Origin of the sequence: Parabacteroides sp. 20_3, assembly GCF_964238835.1 — a bacterium.
In the GTDB taxonomy this organism is placed as follows: Bacteria; Bacteroidota; Bacteroidia; order Bacteroidales; family Tannerellaceae; genus Parabacteroides; species Parabacteroides distasonis.
Window position 1 is genome coordinate 200999 of the sequence record NZ_CAXSNO010000001.1, and the last position, 19492, is coordinate 220490.

At 41.5% G+C, this 19492-nt stretch carries 19 protein-coding genes; 7 read left to right on the forward strand and 12 right to left on the reverse strand.

What is annotated here, in order from left to right; translation table 11 throughout:
* Positions 1 to 49: 49 nt before the first annotated feature.
* Together ACESPU_RS00850 and ACESPU_RS00855 are read right to left on the reverse strand one after the other, a co-directional pair.
* A complete protein-coding gene (locus ACESPU_RS00850; protein WP_373133075.1) occupies positions 50 to 1288 on the reverse strand; it encodes a hypothetical protein in 1239 nt (412 codons plus the stop codon).
* Between the two features lie 123 nt (positions 1289 to 1411).
* Positions 1412 to 1657: an RNA-binding protein gene (locus tag ACESPU_RS00855; protein WP_005856718.1), complete on the reverse strand. Its 246-nt coding sequence runs from the start codon at positions 1655 to 1657 to the stop codon at positions 1412 to 1414.
* Between the two features lie 349 nt (positions 1658 to 2006).
* Here ACESPU_RS00855 and ACESPU_RS00860 point away from each other — a divergent pair, with 349 nt between their 5' ends.
* From ACESPU_RS00860 to ACESPU_RS00885, 6 genes are all read left to right on the forward strand, one after another.
* Positions 2007 to 2705, forward strand: a complete 699-nt coding sequence (locus tag ACESPU_RS00860; RefSeq protein ID WP_005856716.1) for an NDP-sugar synthase — start codon at positions 2007 to 2009, stop codon at positions 2703 to 2705.
* 16 nt (positions 2706 to 2721) lie between these two features.
* Positions 2722 to 3585 carry a hypothetical protein gene (locus ACESPU_RS00865; RefSeq protein ID WP_122115030.1) on the forward strand — a complete coding sequence of 288 codons (864 nt, stop codon included), beginning with the start codon at positions 2722 to 2724 and terminating at the stop codon, positions 3583 to 3585.
* 21 nt (positions 3586 to 3606) lie between these two features.
* Positions 3607 to 4512: a CDP-alcohol phosphatidyltransferase family protein gene (locus ACESPU_RS00870; RefSeq protein WP_373133076.1), complete on the forward strand. Its 906-nt coding sequence runs from the start codon at positions 3607 to 3609 to the stop codon at positions 4510 to 4512.
* A gap of 22 nt (positions 4513 to 4534) precedes the next feature.
* The gene (locus ACESPU_RS00875; RefSeq protein WP_008778335.1) at positions 4535 to 5257 is read left to right on the forward strand and encodes an HAD family hydrolase; all 723 of its coding nucleotides are present in this window, start codon (positions 4535 to 4537) and stop codon (positions 5255 to 5257) included.
* A 90-nt stretch (positions 5258 to 5347) separates the two neighbouring features.
* The gene (locus ACESPU_RS00880; RefSeq protein ID WP_005856708.1) at positions 5348 to 6154 is read left to right on the forward strand and encodes a metallophosphoesterase; all 807 of its coding nucleotides are present in this window, start codon (positions 5348 to 5350) and stop codon (positions 6152 to 6154) included.
* On the forward strand, positions 6135 to 6761 hold the full coding sequence (locus tag ACESPU_RS00885) for a hypothetical protein (RefSeq protein WP_005862117.1): 627 nt from the start codon (positions 6135 to 6137) through the stop codon (positions 6759 to 6761). Before ACESPU_RS00880 ends, ACESPU_RS00885 begins: the two co-directional genes overlap by 20 nt.
* 78 nt (positions 6762 to 6839) lie before the next feature.
* On the opposite strand, the gene ACESPU_RS00890 is transcribed toward ACESPU_RS00885, so the two are convergent.
* The 5 genes from ACESPU_RS00890 to ACESPU_RS00910 form a co-directional block, all read right to left on the reverse strand.
* A complete protein-coding gene (locus ACESPU_RS00890) occupies positions 6840 to 7460 on the reverse strand; it encodes an outer membrane beta-barrel protein (RefSeq protein WP_005862115.1) in 621 nt (206 codons plus the stop codon).
* Positions 7461 to 7490: 30 nt separating this feature from the next.
* On the reverse strand, positions 7491 to 8141 hold the full coding sequence (locus ACESPU_RS00895; protein WP_005862113.1) for a DUF4136 domain-containing protein: 651 nt from the start codon (positions 8139 to 8141) through the stop codon (positions 7491 to 7493).
* 108 nt (positions 8142 to 8249) lie between these two features.
* Entirely contained in the window at positions 8250 to 9311 is a 1062-nt protein-coding gene (locus tag ACESPU_RS00900) for an endonuclease/exonuclease/phosphatase family protein (RefSeq protein ID WP_005856700.1), read from the reverse strand.
* A 106-nt stretch (positions 9312 to 9417) separates the two neighbouring features.
* Positions 9418 to 10098 carry an OmpA family protein gene (locus ACESPU_RS00905; protein WP_005856698.1) on the reverse strand — a complete coding sequence of 227 codons (681 nt, stop codon included), beginning with the start codon at positions 10096 to 10098 and terminating at the stop codon, positions 9418 to 9420.
* A gap of 46 nt (positions 10099 to 10144) precedes the next feature.
* On the reverse strand, positions 10145 to 10468 hold the full coding sequence (locus ACESPU_RS00910; RefSeq protein ID WP_005856696.1) for a hypothetical protein: 324 nt from the start codon (positions 10466 to 10468) through the stop codon (positions 10145 to 10147).
* Positions 10469 to 10851: 383 nt separating this feature from the next.
* Here ACESPU_RS00910 and ACESPU_RS00915 point away from each other — a divergent pair, with 383 nt between their 5' ends.
* Positions 10852 to 11946, forward strand: a complete 1095-nt coding sequence (locus tag ACESPU_RS00915) for a GntR family transcriptional regulator (protein ID WP_122145749.1) — start codon at positions 10852 to 10854, stop codon at positions 11944 to 11946.
* A 151-nt stretch (positions 11947 to 12097) separates the two neighbouring features.
* On the opposite strand, the gene ACESPU_RS00920 is transcribed toward ACESPU_RS00915, so the two are convergent.
* The 5 genes from ACESPU_RS00920 to ACESPU_RS00940 are packed head-to-tail and all read right to left on the reverse strand — an operon-like array spanning position 12098 to position 19480.
* Positions 12098 to 13459, reverse strand: coding sequence for a sedoheptulokinase (locus ACESPU_RS00920; RefSeq protein WP_122145748.1), 1362 nt, complete (start codon positions 13457 to 13459; stop codon positions 12098 to 12100).
* A gap of 31 nt (positions 13460 to 13490) precedes the next feature.
* Positions 13491 to 14651: a sugar MFS transporter gene (locus ACESPU_RS00925; RefSeq protein ID WP_192922575.1), complete on the reverse strand. Its 1161-nt coding sequence runs from the start codon at positions 14649 to 14651 to the stop codon at positions 13491 to 13493.
* A 25-nt stretch (positions 14652 to 14676) separates the two neighbouring features.
* Complete coding sequence (locus ACESPU_RS00930; RefSeq protein WP_122145746.1) at positions 14677 to 16155, reverse strand: family 43 glycosylhydrolase; 1479 nt, start codon at positions 16153 to 16155, stop codon at positions 14677 to 14679.
* A gap of 15 nt (positions 16156 to 16170) precedes the next feature.
* Positions 16171 to 17697 carry a glycoside hydrolase family 32 protein gene (locus ACESPU_RS00935; RefSeq protein WP_122145745.1) on the reverse strand — a complete coding sequence of 509 codons (1527 nt, stop codon included), beginning with the start codon at positions 17695 to 17697 and terminating at the stop codon, positions 16171 to 16173.
* 52 nt (positions 17698 to 17749) lie between these two features.
* On the reverse strand, positions 17750 to 19480 hold the full coding sequence (locus ACESPU_RS00940) for a RagB/SusD family nutrient uptake outer membrane protein (protein WP_057317121.1): 1731 nt from the start codon (positions 19478 to 19480) through the stop codon (positions 17750 to 17752).
* Between the last annotated feature and the right edge of the window lie 12 nt (positions 19481 to 19492).

Consider the following 19492-nt stretch of genomic DNA (forward strand, 5'->3'; position numbering starts at 1 on the left):
AGTAGTATTCACAATCGAATACTACTGTGTTTATGTATGAAGGTAATGATCAGAATTTTTTAATCAAGAAAGACGGATTGATACGCATGTAAACCCCTGCCGTAAAACTCGTGGCGCTTCCCATCGGTTGTTTTACTCCATCCGCATCATTCATATCTCCGGAGAGATGATGAAAAACGTCCACATCTACCCCTATCGAGAAACCCTTCGTTAGTTGCCGGGAATATTCCACCCCCAGATAGATCATTTGCGGACGGTCGAACGTAACCCCCTCATCAATCATCGAGGCCGCCCCGAAAAACGGGCTACCAAACATAGAGATGAAATCCTTGCAGGTCCCATACGACGTTTTCACCCGGAAATCATAGATATCGGCGGAAGCACGGGCATACAAGCCATATCCGCTGTCAAAAGGCCATATCTCTCCCGCTTGCTGATAATAACCGGTAGCATCCAGTTCCACGTTCAAGTTCTTGAAAATACGATGTCCGGTATTCCATACACCTCCGACACCGATCGCGCCATTCATCAAGGTTTGCACGGAATTGTTGAAGATCGTGTCGATCTCGCCTCCCCTATGCTGCACCAATCCTTGCACCGGCGTATAGAAATGGAAACGGGAAGCCGGGTCGTTGTACTTTAGCCGCGAAGAGATCCCGACGGTAAACGCCTCTTGATGCACATCCTCCCGGAAAATAAAGCTCTGCCAGTTCACCCACACATCCAAGTCGAAAGCCTTCGAGTCATACAACAACTGCAAGCCCGCCTCGGGATCGCAGGTCAAATTCAACTCCGGATTATAAAGAGGCTCTATCAAATTATGGTTGGAAGCGCCGTAAATATTTCCCAGCACGATGTTCACATGATCCGAGAGGGCCATCTGCGCCCGGAAATAGGGCAACACATGTACCCCTTTTTGGTATTGGTCTCCCTTCCAATAAGCGATATCCTGATAAGCCATGCTCGGATATTTATTCGCCCCATGATAGATCAACATATGGACACCCGCCTCCAACTTGATATTCCGCAAGGGATAATAAACCGCTTTGCCTTGTACCCAAAGCCCCGGCAACGAATACCCTTTGGTAAATTTACCCGTATACTCGTTATCCTTGAAGAAGCTAATATTATCCAACTCCACGGACAACTCCCGGGCCTTCTCCGGGTCGATATGATAATCCGTCTTATAGACACGATCCGCGATCTGCGCCTTCAGCGAGGGAGACCAACTCCCCAATCCCATCAAGCAAAGACCCACAATGAGACTCCTAACACCTATATTCTTCATCACTCTTAAAATTTCTCGCGAACATAAACAAAATACACCGAAAAAAGAAAGCGGGGAAACGGAAGTTTTCACCTCGTTTCCCCGCTTTTTCGTCTTATTTTAAAAATTTCTTTCTTCTAAAATTTAACGTCTAGGGATAGCTTCTTTAACAACCATCTGACGACCTTCGTACTCAGCTTGGTTCAACTCCTCGATAGCTTTTTGAGCCTCTGCAGCGTTAGGCATCTCAGCGAAAGCGAAGCCCTTAGAACGTTTTGTGTCACGGTCAACAATGATTTTAACTGAGTCTACAACACCATACTCTTCCAGAATCTGTTGTAAGTCTGATTCTCTTACCCGATAATTCAGGTTTCCAATGTAAATATTCATACGAAAATGATATAAAAAAATAAAAATTAATAATAAAACAAGGATGGTTGGTGAAGTCAATCTCTAAAAGAAAGTATTATCATCGCTGATGAATAAATGCTAAAAGATAAAAGAGCTATACAAACTATCTTTTGTTCATGGCACAAAGGAAAGCATTCTATTTGAATTAGCAACTATAAAACGATAATTATTTTCAAAAAAACATTCAAGCTCTTTATAACGTCTTTGTTGTTCTAGTCAAATAGTCCTAATTTATAGAAATTTTGACCAATTATATCAACGATATAGCCTAAAACTATCTCAGAAATCTCGTAACTTTGCGAAATTATTATTTGAACTAATAAAAGTTATGGATTACGCGATCATTGCCGCCGGCGAAGGCTCCCGCTTGGCGCAAGAAGGTGTTAAGTGGCCAAAGCCTCTGGTTAGACTCAACGGTGTCGCTCTGATAGACCGGTTGATAGACGTTTTTTTGAAAAATAACGCTACCTCTATCAGTATCATCGTAAACGAGGAGATGACCGAGGTACAGGATTACCTGAAGGCCCTGCGACTACCTATACCCTTTTACCTGTTGGTAAAATCCACCCCCAGCTCTATGCACAGCTTCTACGAGCTGAGTCATTATCTGGATGGTGATAAGATTTGTTTAACTACTGTAGACACGATCTTCAAGGAAGAAGAGTTCAGCGGCTATATCCAACAGTTCATCCAAGAGGATAAACTGGACGGATTGATGGCCGTCACTGATTTTATTGATGACGAGAAACCCTTATATGTAGAAACAGACAACGAACTTTACATCCGGAATTTCCTAGATCAGGCAGACGGTGATTGCCGTTACATATCGGGAGGTATCTATTGCTTGAGGCGTCCGGCTCTGGGTGTATTGAACAACGCCATCTCGCAGGGAATGTCGAGAATGCGCAATTATCAACGGCAGCTCATCGCCGAGGGGTTGAGGCTAAAGGCCTATCCTTTCAGCAAGATCATCGACGTGGATCACGCCGATGACATTTTGAAAGCCGAATCATTTTTAAAGTCATAAAGAATACTGTCTAACAATGAGTAAATTAACTTTAGCAGGTATCCGCAGAGGAAATCAATTCTCCCCCAATCATATCGGCAACGACGCGGCGATCTTCGCCTTGACAGCCCAGCATTTACGAAAATTGGGATGCGATGTAAACGAATATATCGAATCGGATCTGCTGCTACAAGACCCGAAGGAAAAGGGTATCTTTAATATGGTAAGAGACTGGAAGTCCATCCATAAGCTGCAAGAACTAGAGGATAAAAATTATTTCGTGGTGAACTCGGGTTACGGGATCGAGAATTGTACCCGTGAGAAAATGACCCGCCTCCTATTATCCAATCATATCTCCCATCCGGAAAGTTTAATCTTACGGACAGATGAGGATCCGACAGAAGCCCTTGAGAAAGCCGGTTTCTTTAATTGCTGGATCAAACGGGGAGATTTCCACGCCATCCACCGGGAAGACGTCACCTACGTAAGAAACCCGGAAGAGGCGAAAAGCATATTGAAGGAATACGCTATCCGTGGTATCCCGTCGGCGGTAATCAATGAACATCTGGTAGGCGATTTGGTGAAATTTTACGGGGTAGCTGGAACCGATTTCTTTTATTGGTTCTATCCATCGAACATGCATCATAGTAAATTTGGCTTAGAAGTTATCAATGGTACAGCGAAGGGGATCCCCTTCGACGAAGCGCAGCTTCGTCTGCTCTGCCACAAGGCAGCCGAGGTATTGAGCATACATATTTACGGGGGAGATTGCATCGTCTCCGAGGATGGTGTCATGCGAATTATCGATTTCAATGATTGGCCTAGTTTCGCCCCTTGCCGGGAAGAAGCGGCTCCAAACATCGCACGTCGTATCTGGGATCTTATGCGAGAACACATCTAAATCGTTTTAACAAAATCAATCATGAGTGAGACTAAGTCTACTCCCAGTCTGGAGTCAACCTTAAAATCTTTGGACACCGAGGAGTTTATCGATATTCATTTCTATCGTCCTATTGGCTACCAATGGGCTTTGTTCTTTAATAAATTGGGGGTATCGCCCAATAGTATCACGATCGCCAGCATCTTTATCGGCATAACGGCAGGTATCTGTTTCTATTTCCAGAGCCTCGCTATCAACGTGATCGGCATGTTACTGTTAATCTGGGCAAACTCGTATGATAGCGCAGACGGACAATTGGCCCGTATGACCGGACAGAAAAGTGCCTTGGGACGTATCTTGGACGGTGCCGCCGGCGATTTCTGGTTTATCGCTATCTACGCGGCAATCTGCTTACGCCTCACGCCGGAATGGGGAATATGGATCTGGCTATTGGCGGCTACGACGGGATTCTTCCATAGCAAGCAAGCGGCCATGGCGGATTATTATCGCAATATTCACTTGTTGTTCTTGAAAGGTAAATCGGGTAGCGAGCTCTCCCACTCTCCCCAATTGAAGGAGAATTATAAGAAGATGAGTTGGAAACATGGCTTTATCTATAAATTGTTCGAGACCTTCTACATTAATTATACGGTAGGTCAAGAAGCATGGACACCTAAATTCCAACACATGATGAACATCATCCGTGAGAAATACAACGGACAAGCGCCGGAATGGTTCCGTAAGGCTTTTCGAACAAAGAGCCTGCCATTAATGAAATATACAAATATGCTATCATTCAATACCCGGGTGATCGCTTTGTTTGTCAGCCTTTTCATCGACATGCCTTGGCTGTATTTCGTATTCGAGCTGACCGTATTAAACTCGATGTTGCTCTATATGATCAAAAAGCATGAGCATATTTGTGAAGATTTCAGCAAACAGTTATAACGTTTTTTTACCCCATTCGATTATGTTCAATTTAGACAAAGTAAAAGGAATCCTCTTTGATTACGGCGGAACGATAGACAGTAACGGCATGCACTGGGCAGAGGTGATCTGGATGGCGTATGAGGCCTTGAAGGTTCCCGTATCCAAAGCGGTTTTCCGTGATGCCTATGTACATGGAGAAAGAACGCTTGGAAAGAATCCGATCGTGAAGCCTCATCATACGTTTTTGGATATGTTGCGCTTGAAAAGCGATTTACAAATCCAATGGCTGAAAGAGAACGGGCATTTATCCGCCGAGGCGATTACCCCGGAGTTACCGGAACAATTAGCGGATTGGTGTTACGAATACGCCCGGAAGGCAATCGATAGCGCCCGCCCCATTCTGGAGCAATTAGCGGAACGTTACCCATTGGTATTGGTATCGAACTTCTATGGGAACATAGAATCCGTGTTGAAAGATTTCGGTTTGGATCATTTATTCGGCGCTATCGTGGAATCGGCGGTCGTAGGTATCCGTAAGCCGGACCCGGCGATCTTCCGATTAGGAGTGGATAAACTGGGATTTCCCGCCGACGAGATTGTTGTCGTAGGTGATTCCTATGATAAGGATATCGTCCCCGCCACCCGGATCGGATGCCAGACAATCTGGCTAAAAAGTATTGGTTGGAGCGCTTATAAAGGAAATGAGACTGCCGATATCGTATTATCCGACTTCACGGAAATAAAGCAAGTATTCGCTTTATAGAATATACATTTTAGACCAGTATAAGCTCAGAAATGACCTTTTTTGGTACTGATAGCATCCTAACTTTGCATATAAAAAAGTTAGGATGCTATGTTTTTAAAGAAATACATATGGCTTTCTGCCGCTACGCTCCTCACGGCTTGCGACTTAATCGACTATCATCCGTATGACGGCCGTCTGGATTCCGATACTTCCCGGGAGATCAACCCGACCAATATCGAGCGTATCGAGAAAGTCTGCGAAGGGAAGGACACGATCCGTTTTATTTTTATGGGCGATACCCAGCGAAGTTATAACGAGACGGAAGATTTCGTCAAGTACGTTAATCAATTAGATAGCATCGATTTCATTATCCATGGAGGAGATTATACGGAGTTCGGCTTAAAGAAGGAATTCGAGTGGAACGATGATATCTTGTCCAAACTAAAAGTGCCTTACGTAGGGTTGATCGGTAATCACGACGTGATCGGTAATGGCGACCAAGTATTTCGTAAAATCTTTGGGAATGAGAACTTCTCGTTTGTCGTGAGCGACGTGAAATTCGTATGCCTCAATACGAACGCTATCGAGTATGATTATTCCCATCCGGTACCCGATTTTAATTTCCTAAAGAATGAGATAGCGGATAGTACCCGTAATAAACGCACGATCGTAGTCATGCACGCCCCTCCCGGGAACGAACAGTTCGACAATAACGTGAAAGACGTGTTCCAACTTTATATCAAGACATTACCATCTTTAATGTTCTGCTTGCATGCGCATAACCATTGCGTATCGGCAGCCGATTTGTTTGAGGATGGTATTATCTACTACGGTTGCGCCAATATCGCCAAACGAAGTTATCTTCTTTTTACCTTAACCCCTGACGATTATATGTATGAAGTGGTCAATTTTTAAGCTTCTCCTCTTAACTTGTGTCTTTCCCCTTACACTCCATGCGCAAGAGGATAAATACACGAAACGAGTGCAACGGTACGAGAACGCATGGCAACGGGTCATCCCTCGCTATACGAAAGTACAATTCGCAGGTTCCATGGCGATGCTCTCCGTGGGTACCGGTTGGAATTATTACCGGAATCATTGGGAAACGGATATGTTGCTGGGTATCGTCCCCCGCAACGCGAATGATCACGCGAACGTGACTTTCACCTTGAAACAAAACTATTTTCCTTGGAATATCGATCTGGGAGAAAAAGTATCTTTCGAGCCTCTTTGTTGCGGTATCTACGTAAATTTCCTATTTGACCGGGATTTCTGGGCCAAGCAACCGAATAAGTATCCCCCGGGATATTATTGGTTCTCCACCCGCATCCGTAACCATATCTTTATCGGGGAGCGGATCACGCTCAAACTGAATCCAAATAGTAGCTGGCATAAATCCATCAGCTTCTTCTATGAGTTGAGCACCTGCGATTTGTATATAATAAACGCTATCGGCAACAGCTACTTGAAGCCAAAAGATTATTTAAGCCTTTCATTCGGGGTGAAACTACAGATCCTATAAAGGCAAGAAACGGAAGACATTCACTGCCCTCCGTTTCCCTAAACTACATAAAACACTTAAAAGAACAAACGTTGTCTATCAGAACGCTAGACCTAAGCGGATACCCCAGTTATTCAAACCATCGATATGATAGCTGAGGACATCCCCCTTGTTGGTAGCGTAGTTATAATAAGCGGCCATATGTACGCCGATCTGTTTCTGAGGTGTGAAGTACACGGTCATACCGATCTCGGGAGCTACATAGAATCCCCAGTTACGATCGTAAACCTTCAACACGTTCATGTAGGTAGACATCTCACTATAGCTAGCACCTAACTGAGCGCCAACATACGGTTGGAATTGTCCTTCCGGAGCGAAGTTATAACGGAAAGCCGCGCCAAAAGGTAACTGGAAGATAGAATGCTGTTGATCGGAAGTGATTACGGATGTTGAGTTTACCGGAATCGTCTGGCGGTCCACATACTCATTATTTGTATGATAAGAGATGAACGCACCTATAGCGAAATTAGGAATCACATAGTAACCACCCTCAGCGTGAGCACCCCAACCGCTAGTCTTCTTTGAGAAGTCTTGACCGAACGGAGAGTTGATCTGCCAGTCTACATTAAAATACGCGTTTTTCAAAACCTGGGCGCCAGCCAGAGCAGGCATCGCCATACAAACGATGAGTAAAGCGATTAATTTATTTATCTTTTTCATAGAACCTCAAACTTTTAATCATTCGAATTATTATTTCTTTACGTACGGAGATTGTACAAATGCTTGCTCGATAGCACGAACAGCTAGCTGAGTGTCGAATTTATCAGAACCAGACAACAAGCCACTCATGTAAGCGGTCCAAAGAACCGGAAGTTTAGCGTCTGCCTTAGAAGCGGCAGGAGCATCCAAATCCACTAACTCAGTCAACAAGGAACCTACACTATAGCTATACACTACAGGATACGGGTAATACCAATTACCCCAACCCGGTCCCCAGTAACCCGGACTCCAATATCCCGGATAGTTCCACCACCAGTACGGGTAGTTGTAGCCATCGTTGTAGTCAGCGAAATATTGAGTACTTTGTACGTAAGAAACTTGCAGACCTAAGTCGGCGTTATCTTTGTCTAGCGTGCGTTTGAAACCGCGGCTTTCCATATTATTCACCAACGTAGTGATAATATCGTCTGCTTCATTGGCTGTCCAGAACTGAGGTTTCTCGCTTGTGCCGATAACCAATACACTATCCGGAATGTAGAACGTAGTGAACGATTCGAATTTCGCGTCCTTATCATGATTCGTGAACACCAGAAAATCATTGTCCAATTTCGACATGTCCGGGTCCTTTTGGCAAGAAGCCAGCAGAAGAACTAACAGAAAAAAAGGAAAAATCTTTTTCATCTCATTTTAACGTTTAAAACAGTTTATACTATTATTTGTGCTTATATATAAGTCACTATTAAAACAGCATGAGTTGAAAAAGGTTCTAAAACTATCCTTTTGGGTGTGTTAATTAACATATCCTAACCATACGACGGGCTTATGGTCACTGTAGTCTAAATTAGGAGAATCATAAGTTACACCCTTAAAATCAGGAGAATAAATTATGTAATCAATTCGAAATATACGCTTTAATTGACGAAAGGTGTACCCGAAACCGGAGCCACAGTCACGGAACCCATCCGTTAAATCACCTTTCACGGTACGGTACGTATAAGAGGCCGGTGTATCATTAAAATCACCGCAAAGAATCACGGGCCCCTCCCCGGCATCCAACATCTGACGGATATAATCCGCCTGAGTAGCCCGTTTCACGAAATTCTTCTTCATCTGAAAAGCCATATGGAAGGCGGCCTCGGTTTCCTCCAATTGTTTACCCTCGGCATGGGCTTGGTAAAGACGAGGCTTTACGGCATTCACGCTAGTCGTTTGGAAATGGTTATTAAATACACGAACACTATCCCCTTGGATATCCATGACGGCAAACAAGGATTTATTGCTAGACTCCGGGTATAGGATAGACTCAAAACGAAGGATCGGATATTTACTGAAAATAGCGTTGCCCGCCGCTTTCGTAGCCGAACGGGTAGAGCAATAATACGGTAGGAACGATAAGGTCTTGGCGACAGAATCCATCCGCAGGGCCGATTCAACAGGGCATTCTTGGAGGCAAACAATATCCGGGTCCTCCTTTCTCAGCCAATCCGCTATATTAGGAAGCTGTTTCTTTCCGTCCGTATTGAAATTATTCACGTTATAGGTAATCACCTTAACCGCTTCTTTCCCTATCGGAATCTCTTTAGGGAAGACCCGTATCTGGAACATCGATATCAAAAACTCCCAGTTCAACAATAACGCCGCCAAAGGTACCCAGCACCAATGGCTCCTAAAGACACACCACATCAAGAAAAGACATAGATTGACCGCCAATACCGGTAATAACACCAATCCGGGAAACGAGATCCACTCCTTCCCTTCCGGATTCATACGTCCGGTAGCGAATCCGGCTATGGCTGCCACGGCAAAAGCGATCGTAATCAACACAAATAAAATATATATCAACTTCTTCATCCTTCCTATCCTGCGATTTAAACAAAAAAGGGACTATCCGGAAAAGACAGTCCCCCAATTCATACACTATAACCTGTCCGCTTCCGGCAGGGATAGCTTAAAAAACTTATCGAAGCGTTCCTTGTTGAGCCTCTTGGATCATCTTCTGATTAGCCAAGATCACGATCTCAACACGACGGTTCAACGAACGACCCTCGGGAGTGTCATTGCTAGCCACAGGATCATGTATACCTTTGCCTTCATAAACCATACGATCCGTACTTACCCCCTGCATCATCAGGTAATCGTAAACGCTCTTCGCACGTTTCTCGGACAAGGTCTGATTATAATCCACCTTACCGGTGTTATCCGTAAAGCCGATGATTCGGATATCCGTATCCGGATTGGCCTTCAAACTGGTAGCGAAGTTACGCAAGGCACTCTTGGAAGCGTCGCTCAACGTACTCGAGTTCGTGGCAAACAAGATACCGGAGTCAAAAGTAACCTTCAAGGCCTCACCATTGTTCACGCTCTCGATCTTCGTGTCCTCAGGCAGGGTAGCTTCCAGCTCCTTCTTCTGCTTATCCATTTTCTTACCGATTAACGCACCGGCTGTACCACCTACGGCCGCACCGATCACGGCACCCAATGCGGTATTTCCGGCCAAGGCACCAACACCAGCTCCGACAGCGGCACCACCGCCTACACCGATCGCCGTACCCTTCGCCGTGTTATTCCACGTTCCGCAACTCGTAAACACCACTGCCATACATAGCAGTAAAACAGATAATAATTTAATGTTCCTCATCATCTTCTACAATTTCACTTAAACAACTTTATATATATAACAAATATCAATCAAACATGTTGATCGAATCGCAATATTCAAGTTCTCCTTGTACTATAAAAGTGATTTCCTCCGGTTCGAATTTGCCTACGCCGTCTTTCTGGGCGTTCTTAATTACATAATTTACAACCTCTTCCTCATCGATCTCGATCTCATCGTCGCCATCATCATCTAGCATGCCATTAGATTCATAGAAGTCGTAGATCAAGTCTACGATATAGTTGATATCGTCATTACTGAACTTTCCTTTCAGTTCTTGGGGAAGATAATTCTGGATAAATTTTACGGAATCATCCTCGTCGTAAAGTAGCTCGTCATTGTTCGTGCTCATAATTAATCTTGTTTAATTGGTTTGAATAGCGGCAAATGTACGGAAATATTTTGATTTACACAGGAAAAATAGGCTACCGCATCAATTTTCACAAATAGATATCCTAAAATAGAGGCGTCTTCCTCTCATTAAAAAGGATATATATCATATGTCTTTCTAAAAATGGGCCTAACAGTAATCAGGATTGCCAATGGTAAAAAACACGATTATATCAATAGCAATTCAAGAGTTTATTAAATTAACATCCTTGTCCTCCCCTATTTCATTCCAGAATCGCTAATATAAAGATAAATTAATAAATAAGAATAACATTTCAACATAACACATATGTTATATGAAACAAATCAATTATATTTGTCATATAAAACAAAAAAACACCAGCCATGAATGATAAATATAATTATAAAACTATTTATACTACAGTAAAAGAAGATATTCAAAAAGGAGTATATCCAACAGGTACACTTCTTCCTACAGAACTTACGCTGGCTGATAAATATTCCGTTTCTCGCCCAACAGTCTCTAAAGTATATAACCAACTCCAAAAAGAAGGATATGTAAATAAAAAGAAAGGACTTGGGACTCTAGTCCTTTTCAAAGGAGATACAAAAAAAACATATACATTTGGACTATTGCTTCCTGGTGCCGGAGAATCCGAAATCTTTTCTATAATCAATGATCAAATATTAAAACAATCCGAGCTTATGCAATTTAGCTGCCTTTGGGAAGGGGCAACAGCCAGTAATGCAGACATTCGACGCAATCTTATTGAAACCTGTTGCGACAGTTACATAAAAAAAAATGTTGACGGGATATTTTTCTCCCCCTTGGAACGAGTGCCTGACGCTGATCGCATTAATGAAACTATATGCAATAAAATACAACAAGAAGGAATCCCCCTTATTCTTATCGATCGGGATATTGTACCCATACCACAGAAAAGTCCTTTCGATGTCGTATGTCTTGATAATTACAGCGCAGGTGCCATAATGGCCCAGCACTTAATTCAAGCAGGTTGTAAGCATATTTATTTCTTTCATCGCCCAGATTCAGCCTATTCCGTCCGTATTCGTTTTCTCGCAGTTAAAGATACGATACAGGAACAAGGACTGACATTCAACGTACAAAATGACTTTTGTGGTAATCCTGAAGACTTAGATTTTGTTAAAACAATTCCTATAATAAAAGGAGAAACCGGTATTATCTGCGCCAACGACTCAACAGCGGCTGTCCTTATGTCGTCATTAGAAGCTATCGGACATAAAATAGCCTCCGACCTTCTAATTTGCGGATTCGATGACATGAAATATTCACGTCACTTGAAATGTTCACTTACATCGTTTATACAACCATGTAAAGAAATAGCCAACACCAGCATCGATTTAATGATAAGAAGAATCAAGTGTAATGATAGATTACCTATGAACGTCTATCTAAATGGCCAAATTATCAAAAGAGATTCTACCCGTTTCATTTAAAAAGATGCAGTTCTTTTTAACAACAAAAGCACATGCACGGTAATATGATAACCGTTATGTGCTTTTTCTACATCCCCCCAATCAATCTACAAGAAAAAAACTATTTATCAAACTCATAAACTCTTATATTGTATTCAAAGATTATATTAATTCAGTTTATCAACAAATTCTCATTAAAAAAATCTGTAAAATTATTGATATAACCATTCCCTACCATACCACAAATACAAGCACCCAAAGCAGCCTCTTCTCGGCAAGCAGAAACCTGCAAATGACACTTGAAACGTTCCTCCAAAATTTGGCATAGCAGAGGATTTCTCTTAATTCCATTTCCCGAACCAACCAATATAGTTTTTCGCTCTCTAACAGAGTTCGGCAATAACTGGTAGAAATCATATAGTTCTTGGCTCATACCTTCTAAAAAACCTCGAATTAAATTTTCAGGATGCCAGTTCAGACAAGATATATTCATTATTTTTCCTCGTTTTTCGGGATGCGATCTCGTACCACCAAACAATGTCTCCACCCGTATATCATCCTCCTGAACTTCTTTATATGGAACTGAAACCATAATCTTATACAAATCTGTATCATCCATTTCTTCACCAGTATAAAGCTTGATCGTCTCTGAAAAAAATTTCTTTAATAATGAGAATGAACAACCACCACATAACGCAGCACCAACCAAAATATATCCTCCACCTGGTAAAGGACGCGTATCCAAAAGTGGGACATTTACGTAATCTTCCGAATAAACAGAAATTTGGCTACTAGTTCCAACAGTTATATGGATAGAGTGCCTTATATCACGGATAGATCCAAGGAAACTGGCTTGATTGTCTCCGATAGCAGTGTAAACCGAGATATTTTCATAATGTCCAACTCGGGAAAAAGCTTTACCAATTTCTGGCAAAATAGAGCTATCAATTCCCACATTCCACAGAGCTTCTTTATCAAAAGCCAATTTTTCTTTATCAAAAAAACCGAGACTAGCAGCGTTAGAACAATCAACCAAAGGTTCACATTTACCTGTTAATCGTATTGCGGTATAGTCCATAATAGTACATAATTTCACCGCATTTTGTGGAACCAAACTATTTACTTTATTGTAATAATGCGTGACTAAACCAAAACCTGTTGATAATGGAAATCCGGTCTGCTTAGAAAGATAGGCCGCATAACTCATACCATCTTTATAAAGAAGACTTCCACGCATATCTTGCCATGTATATAACGGACTAACAGCCTCCCCCTCAGCATTAACATACAATATACCATGCATTTGCCCAGATAATCCAATTCCTTTTATATCCGGATATTGGATTCGAAGTTCTTGGATCAGATCTAACACAATATCAACTATAGCATTCGCATCCTGAACCTTCTCCCATACATTACAAGATAGCATATCTGTATTGTTAATTTTTGCTATCGATACGATATCTTTAGAAACAGTATTATAAACTATTCCACATATCGAACTTGTTCCTATATCAATTCCTAAAAAATTCATAATTTATATCAATAGTTTTATACCAAAGAGATTATTCCAATTCTATATTTTTTATTCTAATCATTAGGAATAGTAGATAAATGACACAGACTGTCAAAACAACTACAGCCCCAATCTGCCCTCCAAAAATATCAGACATGAGTCCCATAAATACAGGGAAAATAGCACCACCAAAAATCCCCATGATCATCAAACCTGAAATTTCATTATTCCGTGACGGCATGTATAACAATGCTTTAGAAAAAATAATAGAGAATATATTTGAATTTCCAACTCCAATCAAAGCTACACAAATATAGATACTCATGCTATCCATACTTATATAGAGGCACGAGATACCAATAAATATCATAACAACACTCACGACAAAAAACTTTAAGGGAGAAAACTTCGCCATAATAAATGTCCCGGATAAACAACCGAAAGTTCGAAACAAGAAATAAAGGCTAGTCGCATATCCTGCCTCAGCCAATGACATTCCTACTTTCTCCTGCAATAGCTTTGGCGCAGTTATATTCACACCAACATCAATACCAACATGCACCAAGATTCCAACGAAAAACAGAAGAATGGTCGTGTTTCCCAATAGCTTAATACACTCTTTAAAAGATGACGATTCATTTTTCTCTTCCGCTTCCACAATATCGATCATAAACAAATAAACGATAGCTATGATATCTATCGCCGCAAAAATATAAAATAGCAACTTCCAATCACCATAACACAACGCAGCATGTACGGCAATCAACGGAGCGATAAACGAAGCGATAGCCTTTATAAATTGTCCCAATGTTAAATAACTCGGTAGTCGGTCTTTGCACACCATATTAGCCAACAGAGGATTCAAAGAAACCTGCATAAGTGTATTTCCGATTCCCAAACACGAGAAGACAAAAAACATAGCCACATCATTATAAACAAAGATAGGAATCAACAATCCAATAAACGTAATGACCATACTTAATAATACAGTTTTTTTCCGTCCGATCTTGTTCATTAACATCCCGGTCGGAACCGAGAAAACCAGAAACCAGAAAAATACCATTACGGAAAAAGAATTGGCAGCCGTATCAGACAATCCAAAATCTTGTTTTACATAATTAGTCGCAATGCCAACCAAATCTACAAATCCCATCGTAAAAAAAGTTAACATTACCGGGATAATATGACTTATCCTATTTTCACTACCCATAATCACAATTTTAAATTTAAAACAATCACAAAAGCGGAGACACTTTTATATTTCTAAACTTAACAGTTCCTTGTTTTGCATAAAACCATAAATAGTTTCCTTTCTTTTCCGGTAACCGATTTACGATACAACGGCGATCGCCTATACAAACATCAATAATGTCATTTTTCATAATTATATCTACTTTAACCGGTTCGTCCAACCCAGGCACAACCTCGATAAAAGCATCCTCACCCAAACGAACCGTACGTTTATTAGGATTTAAACTAAGCTTATAACCATCATTTGCTTTATCTTTCGCTCGTAAAAACAAACCATACTCATCACTATTACTTACCGGCTCAATCTCCAAAGTAACCCGACAATTATAAGGCATATCTTTAATATAAGCACCACCAATAGCTCCCTGGGCATCAAGCAATACTTCCCGGTCTGATACCTTCTTGGCGTTTTCAGCCTCCGTCAAATTCACACGCAAAGGAGATCGAGTAGCCCAAATAGCTTCTGCCGGGAACTTAGTTGCCAAATCGCCATTCGGCAACTGATAGGCTTCACGCAAAATAATACTACCACCAAAACGTTCCGGACCATAATCTTTATTCTCTCTCTTACTCGGAACCCATCCCGCAACAATCCGCCGATTATCTTTGAATTCCGCTGTTTTAGCAACATTAACCCATTGTTCCAGTAATGCCTGTGATTCCGGATATTCCCACGGACCATACGGATTCCGGGATTTCACATAATATGTATCTCCTCCCTGTCCATAAACCAGATAATACCAACCGTTCCATTGAAAATAATCAGGGCATTCGGGAACATCTCGCATTCCGGAAATAAGGGGTTCCTGCACTTGCCAGTTTTTTAAATCTTTCGAAGTCAAATGCACCAAACATCCACGCCCCTCACTGATGACATAATTATCAGTCTCGCTGGAAACAAACAAATGAAATACACCCTCTTTATCAATTATCACTTTCGGATCACGAAAATGCCGCTTACTATATCCGGGAGCAGAAGTATAAAAAGGATTCGGTTTCTGCTTCTTGAAAGTTAAACCATCCTTACTGACAGCATAACTCAACTGCTCATTAATCTGATCATCTTGGGTAATCAAGCGAGTCGCATAAAATGCATAATATTGCTTACCATCAAAAGTAACCGAACCGGTACATATAGACTTTTCCCAGTTCTCGTCTATCCCTATAGCAATCGGATGATGCCTCCAACTCTTTAAATCCGAACTAGTACTCACGCACCATTGGTGACCACCTAAGCCATTCAAGGCCGAATGATGTCCTTCATCAAGCAACCAATACAAATAAAAAACCCCATCCTTATAAAAAGGGATACAATCACCAACAAACAGATTATTTCCCGCTGGTGTAAAATATTGGATATTATCTTTAGGTTGAACTTCCGAATCATATTTTACCGAAAACTGGGCCTGTCCTATCGCACAACCAGCTATCATCAATGCTATTGAAATAAAAATCTTTTTCATGCCATTAAATTTGTATTATTTAATTAATTCGTTTTTTAACTGTATAATCGATGCCTTCAATAAGTTCACAGCTCCTGATTCGGCATACAATTCAAATGTTGTGAATTCATCATCCGGATAACATAGAGAGGTCATGGCCACACGTCCACCCGAGGCAAATAATTCTATCGAATTTTGATCGAATAAAATAAGCCAATCCGATACCGGCGTCTCCGAGCGGTAACCTGCGCCCATTAATTGTTCGAAACCTTCGACTGACGGTTCAATCTCTAATCCACTGCGGTCTATATAATAATAACTCAACTCATTTTGGTAACCGATGGTCAGAACTTTTCCAGATCTCGTTTTTAAGCGGATTCCATAATTATCAGCTTTCCAGATAGCCCTATTATCGCTATTATCAAAATTCAACCGCATAACAAAAGATTCTCCCGGATAAGGGAACTCTTTTCTCAAACCGTTTTCATCCGAAAGTTTCACAGGCCCGACCAAACAAGAATCCGCATAAAAAGCAGATAATCCGGAAGGAATAACAGAGGCCAACATATAATGTCGCCCTTCCTCTACCAAACCTAACCGACGAGGAATTATCATATTTCCACGGCCAACCGAGGTTGGTAATAAATTAGCATATTCCCAGCAACTCATCCAACCTAGAAATATACGATCATCCCCATTAAGCCCGCTAAATGTAGATCCCGCATAATTATCTTTTCCATAATCCAACCACAATTCCTTCGTTTGTGTTATTTGAAATGAAGTCCCATCAAAATCACCTATATAATAACAGGTTGACGGTGTACCATTTCCCAACCCGTTCTCCATATTTACCAATAGTACCCATTTCTTTATCTCTTTACCTTGTACCTTCATCGGGAAGAAATCTGTCCCTTCCCAATTAGCACCTTGGCTTGTCACATCTTTAAACTCACTTAAAAAATGCCATTCTTTACAATCCGAAGACGCATAGAATAAGACAGAAGAACCCGAGGAAACGGTCATGATCCATCGCCCGTATTCTTCGTACCAAGAGACATGAGGATTTCGGAGATCACATTCAACAGGATTAGGCAGATCTATTTCCCCCTGTTTTATCCAAGTCCGGCCCTTGTCCAAACTATACGCACTGAATAAAGTTTTAGATAAATCTGGATTAGCATAGGTATAGAATGCCAGAAAAGGACGCTCCATCTCGGATCCAAAGCCGGAGGTATTCTCCTTGTCTACAACAACACTTCCGGATTTAAGATACCCCAAACTATCAGGAAACAATGCGATGGAATCTCGCTGCCATCGAAACAAATCCCGGCTTACAGCATGTCCCCAATGTATATTCCCAAATACATTTCCAGAAGGATTATATTGATAGAAAAGATGATACAATTCATCATCATATACCAAACCCGCCGGTTCTCCCGTCCAATTCATAACTGTCGTAAAATGAAACAGAGGGATATGATTTGTCTCTACGTTAACCGCTTTTCGACAACCACTTAATAAGCACACCAATCCTACAATACCAGATAAAATCCTTTTACTCATTGCATATCATTTAATCGATACATATTTGTATGCCTAATCACGATTACAGCTTTTACCACCCGTAATTTTGTTTATATAACCCCTTCACATAACTAATCTGTTTTTGAGGTATGGGAAAGTACTCATCCCTGTTTTTCGTAAATCTAGCGTCTTTCAAATAAGAACGTCTCGTTTTTTCGATCGTAAAATAATTATTCATGTACGTATCGGCAATACCCCAACGAACCAAATCAAAAAACCATTTTCCCTCTGTCGCAAATTCCAGATGGCGTTCCCAACGTAATGCCTTTAACGCAAATTCTTGTGTCCATGCCGGGCAATTCTTTCCAGGGACATAAGGCTGTACATCAAAATTACCAGTCGGAGTTCCATCCGCAAACTTCAAACGCCCTATACTCGTAGCCGCCCTCATTCTAAGCTGGTTTATTAAATCCAAGGCTTCGTTCAAATTCGTATTCAACTGAATCAAAGCTTCCGCACGCCAAAGCATTACCTCGTCCAAACGAAGCACATCCCAGTTCAACCCACTCCCCATAAACGGATTGGTCTTCCGAAAGCAATCGCAGGTCGGCAATACGATCAGTTTCTGACTCATCGTATATCCATACACCTCTGGCGTACGTGCCCAACTATTTTCCATAATGTAATTCGGATCATACTTCCAAGGCATCTCCGGCACACAAGCCGTATGCATCAAACGAGGATCCATTGGGATTCTGGCGAAAGCATCTTTATTATCCAACGTCTCACCTTCATCAAAATGATCGAAATCTGGGACTCCGTCTACCGTCTTGAAATGATTCAACATATGTATGGAGGGTTGAAACGCCCCACAACAACCATAGTCACTATTCATCGGATAAACCAGCCATGAATTAAGACGCCCTATAGTAGACCCGTCATTATTAGCCGAATATTGGATAGCCCAAATAGACTCTGAATTATTCTCATATTCACACAAGAAATTCTCTGCGAAATCAACCACTAAGCTTTTTCCTGAATTATCAATAATATCCTTACACAAACTGGCGACCTCTGTCAGTTTCTCTTTGTTGATATTGATAACATTATGTTTCTCATCCTGCTCATAAGCGGCAAACAACAATGCCTTTGCTAAATAGGCTTTTGCCGCAAACTTAGTAGGACGGCCTACTTCTTCTTGCGTTTCCGGAAGGACTTCGACCGCATAACGGAAATCATCGATCAACTTACCCCAAAGTTCTTGATCCGTAAGTTCATTATTACTTACCTTATCGTACTCATCAGTTAGCGTATTCTCATCGATCCAAGGAAAAAACTTAAAGCACAGCTTCATATACATATAAATATGGGATCTCAAAAAACGCAACTCCCCGATACGCTGTTCCCGCAAGGGATATTCTTCCTTAGTCAAAGCCTGTGCTCTTCGTAAAGCGTCGTGAACACGACCGACACCAACATAATGTACCCACCACAGATTATCCAAGTCATCCGACGTGGTAGGTTGCATATACACAAAGGTTTCCCAAAGATGTCTTTCTGCGTTGTCACTAGTTCCCGCCGCACCTTTATAAGCCTCACCTCCTCGCAAAGAGCCTTCCTCATACGGCATCCCAAACTGTTTGTTGAAGTGGTTCTGCCCACAGAAAGAATATGCGGCAGTTATCATTTGTTCCACTTTGTCGACTGTGTTCAAATCTTCGTCCGAAATAATACCCTGTGGGTTTTCATCCAATATGGAAGAACAAGAAGCGCTTCCCAAAAGTAAAAAAAGACTATAACTTATAATATTTATCGTTTTCATAGATTCCTCGCT

What these genes read in the sequence shown, in the direction of transcription:
- ACESPU_RS00850 (WP_373133075.1), bottom strand. Translation starts at nt 1,288, where the DNA reads ATGAAGAATATAGGTGTTAGGAGTCTCATTGTGGGTCTTTGCTTGATG.
- ACESPU_RS00855 (WP_005856718.1), bottom strand. Translation starts at nt 1,657, where the DNA reads ATGAATATTTACATTGGAAACCTGAATTATCGGGTAAGAGAATCAGAC.
- ACESPU_RS00860 (WP_005856716.1), top strand. Translation starts at nt 2,007, where the DNA reads ATGGATTACGCGATCATTGCCGCCGGCGAAGGCTCCCGCTTGGCGCAA.
- ACESPU_RS00865 (WP_122115030.1), top strand. Translation starts at nt 2,722, where the DNA reads ATGAGTAAATTAACTTTAGCAGGTATCCGCAGAGGAAATCAATTCTCC.
- ACESPU_RS00870 (WP_373133076.1), top strand. Translation starts at nt 3,607, where the DNA reads ATGAGTGAGACTAAGTCTACTCCCAGTCTGGAGTCAACCTTAAAATCT.
- ACESPU_RS00875 (WP_008778335.1), top strand. Translation starts at nt 4,535, where the DNA reads ATGTTCAATTTAGACAAAGTAAAAGGAATCCTCTTTGATTACGGCGGA.
- ACESPU_RS00880 (WP_005856708.1), top strand. Translation starts at nt 5,348, where the DNA reads ATGTTTTTAAAGAAATACATATGGCTTTCTGCCGCTACGCTCCTCACG.
- ACESPU_RS00885 (WP_005862117.1), top strand. Translation starts at nt 6,135, where the DNA reads ATGAAGTGGTCAATTTTTAAGCTTCTCCTCTTAACTTGTGTCTTTCCC.
- ACESPU_RS00890 (WP_005862115.1), bottom strand. Translation starts at nt 7,460, where the DNA reads ATGAAAAAGATAAATAAATTAATCGCTTTACTCATCGTTTGTATGGCG.
- ACESPU_RS00895 (WP_005862113.1), bottom strand. Translation starts at nt 8,141, where the DNA reads ATGAAAAAGATTTTTCCTTTTTTTCTGTTAGTTCTTCTGCTGGCTTCT.
- ACESPU_RS00900 (WP_005856700.1), bottom strand. Translation starts at nt 9,311, where the DNA reads ATGAAGAAGTTGATATATATTTTATTTGTGTTGATTACGATCGCTTTT.
- ACESPU_RS00905 (WP_005856698.1), bottom strand. Translation starts at nt 10,098, where the DNA reads ATGAGGAACATTAAATTATTATCTGTTTTACTGCTATGTATGGCAGTG.
- ACESPU_RS00910 (WP_005856696.1), bottom strand. Translation starts at nt 10,468, where the DNA reads ATGAGCACGAACAATGACGAGCTACTTTACGACGAGGATGATTCCGTA.
- ACESPU_RS00915 (WP_122145749.1), top strand. Translation starts at nt 10,852, where the DNA reads ATGAATGATAAATATAATTATAAAACTATTTATACTACAGTAAAAGAA.
- ACESPU_RS00920 (WP_122145748.1), bottom strand. Translation starts at nt 13,459, where the DNA reads ATGAATTTTTTAGGAATTGATATAGGAACAAGTTCGATATGTGGAATA.
- ACESPU_RS00925 (WP_192922575.1), bottom strand. Translation starts at nt 14,651, where the DNA reads ATGGGTAGTGAAAATAGGATAAGTCATATTATCCCGGTAATGTTAACT.
- ACESPU_RS00930 (WP_122145746.1), bottom strand. Translation starts at nt 16,155, where the DNA reads ATGAAAAAGATTTTTATTTCAATAGCATTGATGATAGCTGGTTGTGCG.
- ACESPU_RS00935 (WP_122145745.1), bottom strand. Translation starts at nt 17,697, where the DNA reads ATGAGTAAAAGGATTTTATCTGGTATTGTAGGATTGGTGTGCTTATTA.
- ACESPU_RS00940 (WP_057317121.1), bottom strand. Translation starts at nt 19,480, where the DNA reads ATGAAAACGATAAATATTATAAGTTATAGTCTTTTTTTACTTTTGGGA.